5 protein-coding genes are annotated in these 12282 nt (G+C 69.0%); all 5 read left to right on the plus strand.

Annotated elements, in window-relative coordinates; translation table 11 throughout:
* The first annotated feature begins 154 nt into the window (after positions 1-154).
* Positions 155-5596, plus strand: a complete 5442-nt coding sequence (locus tag BDD21_RS20375) for a DUF7379 domain-containing protein (RefSeq protein WP_120798718.1) — start codon at positions 155-157, stop codon at positions 5594-5596.
* A 211-nt stretch (positions 5597-5807) separates the two neighbouring features.
* Positions 5808-7061, plus strand: coding sequence for a toll/interleukin-1 receptor domain-containing protein (locus BDD21_RS20380; protein ID WP_120798719.1), 1254 nt, complete (start codon positions 5808-5810; stop codon positions 7059-7061).
* The gene (locus BDD21_RS20385; protein WP_120798720.1) at positions 7061-8035 is read left to right on the plus strand and encodes an AAA family ATPase; all 975 of its coding nucleotides are present in this window, start codon (positions 7061-7063) and stop codon (positions 8033-8035) included. Before BDD21_RS20380 ends, BDD21_RS20385 begins: the two co-directional genes overlap by 1 nt.
* A 10-nt stretch (positions 8036-8045) precedes the next feature.
* Entirely contained in the window at positions 8046-9134 is a 1089-nt protein-coding gene (locus BDD21_RS20390) for a hypothetical protein (RefSeq protein ID WP_120798721.1), read from the plus strand.
* The gene (locus BDD21_RS20395) at positions 9131-11794 is read left to right on the plus strand and encodes an SUMF1/EgtB/PvdO family nonheme iron enzyme (protein ID WP_120798722.1); all 2664 of its coding nucleotides are present in this window, start codon (positions 9131-9133) and stop codon (positions 11792-11794) included. Before BDD21_RS20390 ends, BDD21_RS20395 begins: the two co-directional genes overlap by 4 nt.
* Positions 11795-12282: the final 488 nt, after the last annotated feature.

Raw genomic sequence — 12282 nt, forward strand, 5'->3', positions numbered from 1 at the left:
ATGGAGGAGTCGGTTTCTACTCCGGCGTCCAAGACGCCGTGGGTCGGCCTCGATCGATATTCAGCCGCGTCGCAGTCGACTCGGAGTCCGACCTACACACTCCGGATTCGTCGACTAGACTCACCATCGGCAAACCACCAAGGAGTCCCGCCCCATGCCTGCCTTCTTGCTGCCGATCGCATCGGATCTCGCCGACCGCACCGCTCAAGGGACCGAGGGCCTGGATCAGATTCACCTCAAGTCCTACCGACACATCGAGCTGGCGGCGACGCGCACCGCCGGGAACCTCGAGTCGGTGCCGATCGATGATCAGGACGTGGTCGCCTTGGAGCTGGAAGGCGGTTTCAAGCTGTGGATGAGCGGCGAGCAGCTGCGCGCGGAGGTCGGCCGGCCGCCGAGCCGGGGCGCCATTGAGTGGCAACTCGCCGATGGCCTGGCCATGGAGGACACCGAGCGCGGCGTCGGCACTTGGGTGATCAAGGCACTCGAGGTGTTCGGGCTGGACCCTATCGGGATCGGCGTCGATGCCCTGGCCAGCCGTATCGAGCGCAACAACGGCAACCTGATCCAGCAGCGGGACGCCACCGCCGCCACCGGTTGGCGCCCACTGGACGGGGGTATTCCGGCGCCAGAGGGCGAGGCACCGGTGCTCTTGTTCATCCACGGCACCTTCTCCTCCGCGACCGGGGGCTTCGGTGGCCTGTTCGAGGACCGACGCCGGGTGCTCGAGCTCACCGAGCGTTACGGCGAGCACATCTACAGCTACGAGCACCGCACCCTCACCGAGGACCCCGTCGACAATGTGCTGGCCTTGGTGTCCCTCCTGCCCGACGGGGTCAGCCTGGATCTGGTGAGTCATTCACGCGGTGGTCTGGTGGGCGACGTGCTGGCTTTCGCGGCCCGCGGCGGCGCGGAGCGGCCCTTCGGCGCCAGGGAACTGGAACAGATCGGTCCCGACGACGCCGCGCACGCCTCGATCCGGGGCAAGCTGGAACAGCTCGGCGATCTGATTGAACAGAAGAAGCTCCGGGTCCGACGCTTCGTGCGGGTGGCGAGCCCCTCCCGGGGGACCACGCTGGCCTCGGGTCGGCTCGATCGCTGGCTGTCGATCCTCGCCAACCTCGCGGGGTTTGGCGCCAAAGGGGTCCCGGGCCTGCAGCTTGCCGAGGGCTTCATGGACCTCCTCGTCGCCGTCGCCCAGAAGGCCACCCGGCCGGAGGAGCTACCGGGGCTCGCCGCCATGGGTCCGGGGTCCCCGTTGATCCGCCTACTCAATGGGTCGGGCGAGCGGGTGCCCGGCGCGCTCTACGCCGTGGCCGGGGATATCCAAGGCGACGGACTCTGGTCGAGAGCCAAGCTCCTGATCCCGGACCTGTTCTTCGCCGGCGACCACGACCTGGTGGTGAACACCGGCTCCATGTACGGCGGGCCGAGCTATGAGACCCGGCTGCACCTGTTCGATCGCGGCCCGAGTGCCACGCACTTCAACTACTTCGTCAACCCGACCTCGGCGCCTCAAGTGGTCGCGGCCTTGACGGCGCCCCGGACGCCGCCCGTGTTCACGCCGATCACGGCGGAGCTTGCCGCCGAGCCGGTCCGCGGGGCGCGTGAGCGCGAGGGCGCGGAGCGCCGCCCGGTGCTGTTCCTCCTGCCCGGCATCATGGGAAGCGGGCTTGCGGTGGACGGGCGCCCGGTGTGGCTCGACGTGAAGGCCATCGCCGGCGGCGGCATCGCGGACCTGGCCGTGGACTCCGGGCGTCGCGTGACCCCCGAGGGACCCCTTGCACGGGCCTATGCCCAGATCCTGAGCTTCTTCCGCAACACCCACGACATCGTCCCCTTCGGTTACGACTGGCGTCTCTCCGTCCAACAGACCGCCGCGCTCCTCGCCGAGGCGGTGGAGGACAAGCTCGAGCAGGCGGAGCGCCATCGCCAGCCGGTACGACTGCTCGCCCACTCCATGGGCGGGCTGGTGGCGCGCGCCATGATCGCCGAGCACCCGCGTCTGTGGGAGCGTATCCGCGCACTCGGGGGTCGGCTCGTGATGCTCGGCACCCCCAACGGCGGGTCCTGGGAGATCGTGCGGCTGCTCACCGCCCGGGCGACAACCCTGAAGAAGCTGGCCCTGGTCGACCGTCGTCACCGCCAGTCCGAACTACTCCGGGTGATCGGCGAGTTTCCGGGCGTCCTCGACCTGCTGCCCGAGGACGATCGGGACTTCTTTCGAACCGATGTCTGGAACGCGCTCAAGGCGGATGATCAGGCCCGAGGTAGCGGGTGGCACATCCCAGGCCGCGGCCGCAGCGGGCTCGGTCGCACCCGCCTGGAGGAGGCCGGCCGCATGCGCCGACGGTTGCGCGAGTCGGCCCCGGGGCCCGAGGGAATGCTGTACGTCGCCGGCCAGGCCCGCTCCACCGCCTGCGGCGTGCGCATTGCAGACCAAGACCAGCATTTCCTCGAACGCACCGAGCGCACCCTGGAGTTTCTCGGCTCCCGACTGGGCGATGGCTCCGTGCTGTGGGAGGACGGCCCCCTGCCCAACATGGCCACCTGGTACATGACCGGTGTCGAGCACGGCGATCTGGCCAACACCCCGGCCTACTTCGAGGCCATCCGCTCCCTGCTGGCGGAAGGTGCCACTACCGCCCTGCCCCGCCGCCCGCCGGTCAGCCGCAGCGCCGACACGCCGATGCCGTTGCCGGAGCGCGAGCCCGCCTATTACCCCGACGAGGACTCGCTCCTGGCCAGTGCGCTGGGGATGGGCCCGCCACGCGCACCGGAGACGGCGGGTCCGCCGGTCGCGGTGTCGGTGGTCCACGGCAACCTGGCCTTCGCGCGCCACGCGGTCGCGGTTGGACACTATGCGGGCGGCACCATCATCGCCGCCGAGGCCTATCTGGACCGTGTGCTGGGCGGGCGCCTCGGTGCCAGTCTCGATCTGGATATCTATCCCGGAGCGCTCGGCACCTACCGCTTCTTCGCCAACCCACACCCCGAGGGGATGCCCCGCGGCGCGCTGGTGGTGGGCCTCGGCGCAGTCGGCGAGCTGACCCCATCGGCCCTCACCGACAGCTTCGCCCGCGCCCTCCTCGGCTATGCGCGGGAGGTGCTGGAGCGTGACCCGATGCAGCCCCGCGCCGGTGGTGCCGACGAGCCAGCCGGGCTCGAGGTCCGGCTGTCCTCCCTGCTGATCGGCACCGGCGCGGGGGGCTTCGCGGTCCGCGACTCGGTCGGCGCCCTGCTGCGCGGGGTCAGCCGAGCCAACGCTGCGCTGGCGCGCTCGGCCCCGTCCCGGCATGTGCGGATCGGCGAGCTGGAGATCATCGAGATCCGCGAGGACATGGCCATGGAGGCCGCCCGCGCACTCGGGGGGGCAAACCGCGACCCGGAGCTGGCCGGACAGTTCGCCTTCCGTACGACCCTCTTCCGAGGCCACGGCGGGCACCGCGCGGGCGACGACGGGACGGACCCGGCCTGGTGGCACCGGCTCCAAGTGCTGTGCGACCGGGACGGCGGCATGCACTTCACCTTCCTGACCCAGCGGGCACGTGCCGAGCAGACCCTGCTCGCGACCCAGCGTGCGCTGGTGGACGATTTCGTAGCGGACGCCATTCGCGATACCCGCGATGGGCCCGAGACCTCCCGCACCCTGTTCGAGATGCTGTTGCCCAATAGCCTCAAGGACGGCCGTGCCCTGCGCAGCAATCTGGTGCTGATGGTGGACGAGTCATCCGCCCGCTTCCCCTGGGAGCTGCTCCAGGACCGCTGGTCCACGGAGGCCAAGCCCCCGGCGGTGGAGCGCGGCATGCTGCGCCAGTTGCAGACCAGCCGCTTCCGCGCCGACCCCAAGCTGACCCTGCGCGGGCGCGCCCTGGTGATCGGTGAACCCAAGTCCGGGATGGCCGCGCTGCCCGGCGCGCGGGCGGAGGCCGAGCGTGTGCACGAGACGTTGGAGTCCCGCGGGTTCCAGGTCCGGTTGGTGGTGGATGCCCAAGCGGGAGCCATCCTGCGCGGCCTGCACGCCGATGCCTACCAGGTCCTGCACCTGGCCGGGCACGGGGTCCACCGTCAGAATCTCGGCGCCGCGGCCCACCCCCGGCTCTGCCGGACCTGCAATCAGGCCCTACCGACAGGGGAGGACGACCTGCTCAGCGGCATGGTCATCGGCCCCGGACAGGTGCTGACCGCATCGGACGTCGAGCAGATGCGCCAGGTGCCGGAGCTCGTGTTCATCAACTGCTGCCACTTGGCGCGGACCGACATCCCGGCGGACGCCGCACCTGCGGCGACCGACCTCAACCAACTGGCGGCCAACCTGGCGGTCGCCTTCATCCGCATGGGGGTGCGGGCGGTGATTGCCGCCGGCTGGGCGGTGGACGACAGTGCCGCCCTGACCTTCGCCACCGCCTTCTACCGGGAGATGAGTGCGGGCGAGCGTTTCGGCGCGGCGGTCCGTCTGGCCCGCGAGGAGACCTGGCGCGCCCATCCGGGCGTCAACACCTGGGGCGCCTATCAGTGCTACGGGGATCCGGACTACCGGCTCCGAGGCACCGGCGGCAACCAGCGTACGGATGAGGCGCCGGCCTGCTATGTCGCCGCGGCCGAGGCGGTCGCGGACCTGGCCAACCTTGCTGCGGACGCCTTGGTGGCGAACACCAAAGAGATCCAAGACCTACGCGAGCGGCTCGCCTGGATCGACCGCCGTCTGGAGCAGACCCGGCGTGACTGCGGGGAGGACTGGGGGCAGACCGGCGAGGTGCTGGCGGCGCGGGGCCTGGCCTGTGCCGAGCTGGGACTCTACGAGGAGGCCGTCCAGGATCTGGACACCGCTATGGCCAGCGACGCTCCCGGCATCAGCCGAGACCTCATCGAGCACCGCACCCGCTGCCAATCGCGCGTCCTCTTCGCTCTGCATGAGGCGGGAGACAGCGCGGCGGCGCTCGGGCAATTCGATGATCTGTTGGCCGCACTCGGGGCCGGCCGGGATCCGACCCCATCCCTGGCGAGGGTCTATACCCTCTCCGGGATCTACTGGCGCCGGATTCAAGTATTGGAGCGCACCGAGCGCAAGACCGCACTGGAAGCAATCCTGAAGCTCTACGATGACGCCGTCGCCGCGCGCTCCGAGGACGCCGCGGACCCGCTCGGCAGCTTCACGAGGCTACTCTGGCTCAGCGCCCGCTACCTGCTCAGCGCCTACAGCAAACGCGAGGTAGAGGAGGTCTGTCCGGACTTCGATGCCTGGTGCGACCGCATCAAGGAGGGCGCCCGCGCCGACGACCGAGGCGGGCTACGCGCGGACGTCACCCGGATCGAGGTCGACCTGCTCCATCTGATCCGCCACCGCGAGCGTCTCCATGCCGAGGCCGAGGCGCAAGGGTCGGTCGAGGACCCGGTGGAAGCGGCACAACAAGCCCTCGGCGAACGCTTGGCGGCGACCCTCGCGCGGGGCTTGAGCGCCCGTCAGTGGTCGGGGCTCGACAACCACCTGCGGCTGCTGGAAACCCTGCTCGCCGGGGCCACCGTGAAGTCCGCGGAGCGTGCCAAGGGTGCGGCCATCGCCGCTGCTCTGGTCCAGCGGCTGAACCAGGGGTAACGATGAAGTAGGACGGGGATGGGCTGCGTAACCCGTCGCCCACCTAAGCCAGACGCAGGGGATCGAGTCGACGACATCCCGGTGCGGGCGCCCCAAGGCGGACCCGACCTGATTCCAAACGCCCAATCACCCGTAACCACGCCCAACTCCTGTAACATCATCGGCGACGGCAACATGGACCGGCAGATAGGCACTTGAACCCTTACGAGTCATGATGGCGCGAAAGCTCTTCGTATCCCACAGCTCGAAGACGCCGGAGAACCTGGCCCTCCTCGAGGATGTCTGTGCCCTCCTCGGCCCCTCGGGCGCGGGTTTCGACGTTCTGGTCGATCAAGGTGGAGGGATCCCCGCTGGAGCAGACTGGGAGCTCAAGCTCAACGAGTGGATGGCCGAATGCCACGCCGCGGTGATCCTGTTCTCCAAAGCTGCCCTCCACGATTCGGATTGGGTCAAGAAGGAGGCAGCCATCCTGAGCTGGCGTCGTGAGGTCGAGGACGGCTTCACGCTGATCCCCGTCCTCCTCGATGACCTGACCCCCGAAGACCTTGCCAAGGGACTCTTCGGGGTGCTCAGGGTCAACAAAGATCAGTGCGTTCGCTGCGAAGCAACGGGCCAAGCCATCACCGATGCCATCGTCGAAGGACTCGGCGCGCCACCCGGCCCCAGCCCGCGGACGCCGTTCGAACGTCTCGAAGATGCGGTGGCCCGCATCCTCCTGCGGCAGGCCGACCCCGATACGCTGGAGGATATCTGGCAGGCCATCACGTCCAAACACAAGCCACAGTGGCGTCCGGACGGCGGGGAGCGCTTCGCGGCCGTGCTGGCCCGGCATCTGCTCCGCGACAGCGGCCGGGCGTTGATCGAGCTCAAGATCCTGCTCGACAAGATCCGACCCCGCGTGGCCCGCGACCAGGCCGACGAGCTCCTGCGTTATCTCGCCGGACTCTGGGTGTCGGCCGAGGCGGCCGGCGGCATCCCCGCCGCCCGCCGTGGTTCGCGCCTGGTGGCGCTCAACGGCAACTACTTTGCGGAATTCACAGGACTACGCTATCTGCAGCGCGCCTGGCTTCTGACCAATCTCTGGAGGCTCGTCCTGGTCAACAACCGAACCCTCGATGGCATCCTGGAGGACATCCGCGCAGAGTTCCGCCCGGTGCGCCGGGTGCTGGACGCGGCGGTCGATCGCCGCATCAATGGTTACGACCAACCGATCGTGGTCTTCCTGCCCCAGCCCGACGACGGCGGGCAGCTCCCCGATGCCGAGCTGCTCGAAGCCCTGCGCACTCACTTCCCCAACGCCGTGTTCGTCGTCCCCACCGGACCGGATCTTCCGGAGGGTATCGAGGCAAGCATCGGGGCCAAACCGCTTCTGCCGCCACTCGACCTCCAGGTCGAGGAGGATCAGCTGTTCGCTTTTGACGATGCCAGTCGATTCATCGAGAACCAGCTCTACGGAAACCCCTGATGGACTATAAACCCAAGCTCTTTGAGCTACCGCCCGACGGCACTTGGAGCGGCGCTCACGATTACCCGCCCTATGTGTTCAACGATGACATCGCCATTGCCGTCGATGTCGCCCTTGCCACCAACCGCCCCCTGTTGATTGCGGGCCCGCCCGGCAGCGGCAAGAGCATGCTCGCTCCGGCCATGGCGGGACTGCTCGGCTGGCGCTACCTGCGCCACACACTGACCTCGCGCAGTCGACTGGAAGAGCTCACGGGCGAGGCAGACCATCTGCGCCGGTTGCACGACGCCCAGGCCGCCAGGCCCGGCGAGACGTTCCCACCGGACTGGTACTACCGCAAGCCGGGACTGCTCTGGTGGGCCTTCAGCCCGGAGACGGCGGCCCGCCGCGGAGCCACGTCAGCGGAAATTCAACGCCTCTCCGCCCCCTTCGTCGAGCCGGACCGGCCCCGGGGCTTCAACGACCAAGTAGCCAATACCGTCATCCTCCTCGACGAGATCGACAAGGCCGAGCCGGATCTGCCCAACGACCTCCTTGAGCCCCTGGACCGGATGAGCTTCCAGGTCCCCAACGGACCGCGGGTGGATGCCGCCACCGAACTCCGGTTGCTTGTCGTCATCACCACCAACGGCGAACGCGAGTTGCCGCCGGCCTTCCTGCGCCGCTGCATCAGCCTGGTGCTCGGCGACCCCGATGAGAATCGCCTCAAGAACATCGCCGCCCATCACTACCCCAAGCGGGACTACCCCAAGCTGGACCGCAGCCTCTTCGGCGCCGTGGCGGCCAGGGTAATCGAGCAGCAAAAGTCTGCGAAGGACAGCGGTCAGCGCCCCCCCAGCACCAGCGAGTACCTGGACGCCCTGCGCGCCTGCGACAGGCTCGGGATCGACCCCGAGCACCCGCTGTGGGAGCGGATCTCACTGGCCACGCTGGCCAAGGACAGCGGCATCGAGTCCGAGATGGGCGGCATCTAGCCGCCGCACCATGCGTCTTCGGGATCTTCTGAGGGGCCTGTTTCGACGCGGACGGCGCGAGCCATCGGGGCGCCGGGGGCACGCCGATGCCGGCCACCTCATCCTCTCGCCAGGAGCCAGCCGCGGCGAGATCGGGCTGGGCGACCTGCTGCGCGCCCTGGGCACCCTGGACGCTGCTGACACGGCCACGGCCGCCCGGGTCAGCCGCTGCCTCGGCTTCGCCCAACGCGACCCCAACCCGCCCGAGCGCCTGCACGGTGCCTACGACCGCACGCGCTCGCCCCATCGGAGGTCGACTCCACCCCGGGCTCCGGCCCCGCCGCTGGGAGCGCCACCTTTCAGTGGCCAGGCCCCGCCCCCGGACCTGCCCGAGCGCGCCCTGGAAGCGGATCTGACCCGGCTCGATCCGGTCCCGATGACCGACCGACCCGACTGGCTGGACATCACCGTCCCGGCGGAGCCACCGCGCCCGTCGCCCCCGCGTCGCACCCCGTTGTTTCCGCTGCGCACCGCCCCCGCCTTGCTCTCCGCGGCGGTGGCCATCCGCCGGCCCGGCAGCGAGCCGGACCTCCAGCGGCTCATTGCCGCATTCGTCCGCGGCGACCGGCTACGGGAGCTGCCCCGACTACCCGTGGCACGCCTCGACCGCGGTATCCAGCTCCTGCTGGACATGAGCGAGGCCATGACCCCCTTTCGCGACGACCTTGCCGATCTCACGCAGGCGATGGAGCGAATCGTAGGCCGCACCCGCTGCCAGTTCTTTGAGTTCGTCGGCGACCCAGCGACCGCGTCCGGCTGGGAAATGGCGGGAATCGACCACGGCTGGAGGCCGGAGCGCGGCCGCCCGGTGGTGCTCGCCACCGACTTCGGCATCGGCGCGCCCCCGGCAGCTCGAGACCGCGCGTCCGCAGCCACCTGGCTCCGTTTCGCCGGCACGGTGCGCAAGGCCGGTTCTCCTCTGATCGCCTTCGTCCCCCTGCCGCCGGCGCGCTGGCCGGTGCGCCTAGCCCGCCGGATCACCCTGATCCACTGGGACCCCCGCACCACCGCCGGTGCCGTACGCCGCCTCGTCGGCGCAGGACATGAGGTCCCCGGATGACGTGGCTCGCCCCAACCCAGGCCGACCGCGACCTGGTCGACCGAATTGAGGCGCTGAACCCAGCCCTCTACCGCCTGGGCCTGGTCCTCGCCACGGCGCTTCGCATCGAGCCGCTGTTGCTGCGCAATGCCCGCCTGCGTTTCCTGCCGCAAAGCGATGCCGGGCTGGAGTCCGAGCTCTGGTTCTCCCCCCTCGTGAGCTCGCGCAGCGCAAGGTCGGTGCTGCTGCGCCCCGGAGTCGCCCGGCTGCTCACGGAGAGACTCACAGCAGCACAGGCACCCTTTCAGTATGAGGACGTTTGGGCCTTCATCGAGGACCAGACACGGCACTGGCCGCCCGAGGAGCACCTGGAGCAGGCGCTGCGGCAGGCCGCCCGACGCGGCGACACGACCGCGCTGTGCGAAGGTCTGCGCACCGCCCTGCGCCGAATTGCCGTCGCAAGTGGCAACAACGAACGGAGAGATCTGGCGCGTTGGCTCAAGGGTGCCCTTCCTGCCTTGGGCGGTATGGGCCAGGGACCGATCGAGCTCGATCTGGCGGCCGCGTTCGCCGCCGCAGCCCTCGGTGACCCCGGCGGAACCCTCGGCCAGCGCATGACCAGGGGCGAGGCCCTGCCGAACTGGCTGCGCACCTTCGTGCCATCGGGCAAGACGAGCCAACTGGGGCTCCGGCTCTGGCCCGGCGTGCTGGAGGTCCTGCCCGCCGACGAAGTGGAGCATCGGATCGATCTGGGCGCGCCATCCCCTGCGCCGCTACACATCCGGTGCGAGCACCCCTCCGGTCACCAAGGACGCTGGGAGCCCTGCTGGCCGGGCAGACGCATTCCCCTTCCCCCGGGCTGCACTACCCTGACCCTGACCACCCTGAGCGGCGCCCGTTATCGGCTGGCGGCAAGGCCAGGACAGGCGCCGCCGCCCGACGAGCCCGGGCACCCCGCCTTCGACCGTCCTGTGCTGGTCGCCCATCACCCTGAGGATTCAGCGGCGGCCGAGCGGGTCGTCCGCCTGCTCAAGTCCGCCGGCATCGAGGCCACCCTGATTCCCGAGTCCGCCGCAGCCCGGGCGCCGAGTCCGGGGGATGCGGTTCTGCTCCGGCTCTGGACCCAAGCGGCCTACCGTCGCAGTGCGGTCGGGGAAGCACCCGCGCCCGTTCCGGTTCGCGGACTGGTGCTGCGCATGGACGATACACCGCTCATCCCCAACGCCGAGGCTCAGGACGTGATCGATCTCTCCGCTTGGCGCGGCGATCCCGAAGCCGAGACCGCCCGGGAGCTTCTTCACGCGATCAGGGGACTCTCGGGCGCGCGCCATGAAGAACCCGAGCCTCAGCCCCGGATTCGGATCTTCATCAGCTATCGGCGGAGGGACAGCGGCGAGATCGCAAGCCGCATCCGCGACCGGTTGAGACTGCACTTTGGTCCCGCGTCCGTCTTCACGGACCTATCGTCCGTTCAACCGGAGCAGGACTTGCAACAGGCCATCGAACAGCGGATCCGGGGCTCGGATGTCGTATTGGCAATCGTCGGGCCACGCTGGCTGACCGAGGGCGACGCAGCGCGCCGGAAGGGGCTCCATGAGCCCAAGGACTTCGTGCACATGGAGCTTTCCATTGCCCTGCGCGGCGGACGTCCGGTGGTGCCGGTCCTGATCGACGAGGCAAAGATGCCCCTGACATTCTCCCTCCCGGAGGACCTCACGCCGCTGACCCACCGACAGGCGATCGAAATCCGTTCCAGGCGCTTCGACGAGGACATCGATCGGCTCGTTGAGGTGCTGGAAGGTATCGCAGGGGAGCTGCCGAACCCACCCCAATCAGGAAAACAGCCGGACCTGGAAATCGAACCTCTCCTCGTCGAGCTCGACGACCCCGAGACACCGCCCGAACGGCGCCTCGCCATCGGTGACCGCCTGGCGGAGCTGGGGGACCCGCGCCCCGGCGTTGGTCTCAACGCCGACGGCGTGCCGGACATCGACTGGGTGGGTGTCCCGGGCGGCGCGTTCCTTTTCGGGAACGACAAGCGGCGTGAGCGCACAGACGCCTTCCGGATCGCCCGCTACCCGATCACCAACGCCCAGTACCAGGCATTCATCGACTCCGGCGGCTACCGGGAGGATCGCTGGTGGGCGGGGCTTGCCCAACGCATCGAGGCACCGGCCGATCCCGACTGGCCACATCCCAATCGCCCCCGCACCAACGTCGCGTGGTACGAGGCGGTCGCCTTCTGCCGCTGGCTGTCCTCCCAAGTCGGTCTGGAGATCCGGCTACCCACAGAGATCGAGTGGGAAAAGGCGGCTCGTGGCACCGACGGACGCGAATACCCCTGGGGCGACGGCTATCAGTCGGGCATCGCAAACACCGACGAAAGGGCGTCGGGTGCCGGACGGTCTTATCTCGGGCAAACGACGGCGGTCGGCGTTTACCCGCACGGAGCCTCTCCCTATGGGGTGCTGGACCTGGCTGGAAACGCCTGGGATTGGTGCCTGAACAAGTGGTACCGGCAGGAGGACACCGAGACCGAACGTGAGGAGCAACGCGTGGTGCGCGGCGGGTCCTGGTACAACAACCGGAACAGCGCGCGCTCGGCCGACCGCGACTGGAGCGACCCGGACGACCACGGCAACAACCTCGGTTTTCGGGTCTTGTGCGCTTCCCCATCTTAGGACACTGAACACTCAAGTGCCGCGCGAGCGGCACAGACGGCGCGTAGCGCCGTCTACACGCGATTTTCGCCGGGGCCAAAGCCCAGCGGGCGGGCCCCAAGCCATCCCGGCTCGGGGCAGCTCCGCGGTCGACTCGCAAACGTCCGCGATCACAACCAGAATGGCATCCGCCAGCCTTCTGGCCGGTAGGGTCACCCTTTGCATTGATGCTGGGTGCTGCGCGGCGGGTCCTGGAACAACAACCATGACAACACGCGATTTGCCAGCCGCAATAGGAACAACCGCAACAATAACTTCGGTGTCCAAGTGTTGTGTTCGCTCCACCGCTGCGCGCCATGGAGAGTGAAGCGAAGGCGCGTAGTCCCGGGTAGGCGTGGGCGCGAGCGTGTTGCCGCAGTGGCGAAGGGGCGGAAGTCCCGAAGCCGCGGAGGCAATATGCAGAGCGCATCCCACACGCCGTCAAGCCATTTGAGGGCGCAGTCGGGCCC

It is taken from the genome of Thiocapsa rosea, assembly GCF_003634315.1.
In the GTDB taxonomy this organism is placed as follows: domain Bacteria; phylum Pseudomonadota; class Gammaproteobacteria; order Chromatiales; family Chromatiaceae; genus Thiocapsa; species Thiocapsa rosea.

Excerpts from the sequence above, each read along its gene's own strand:
- BDD21_RS20395 (WP_120798722.1), top strand. The coding sequence starts at position 9,131 with ATGACGTGGCTCGCCCCAACCCAGGCCGACCGCGACCTGGTCGACCGA.
- BDD21_RS20375 (WP_120798718.1), top strand. The coding sequence starts at position 155 with ATGCCTGCCTTCTTGCTGCCGATCGCATCGGATCTCGCCGACCGCACC.
- BDD21_RS20380 (WP_120798719.1), top strand. The coding sequence starts at position 5,808 with ATGATGGCGCGAAAGCTCTTCGTATCCCACAGCTCGAAGACGCCGGAG.
- BDD21_RS20390 (WP_120798721.1), top strand. The coding sequence starts at position 8,046 with ATGCGTCTTCGGGATCTTCTGAGGGGCCTGTTTCGACGCGGACGGCGC.
- BDD21_RS20385 (WP_120798720.1), top strand. The coding sequence starts at position 7,061 with ATGGACTATAAACCCAAGCTCTTTGAGCTACCGCCCGACGGCACTTGG.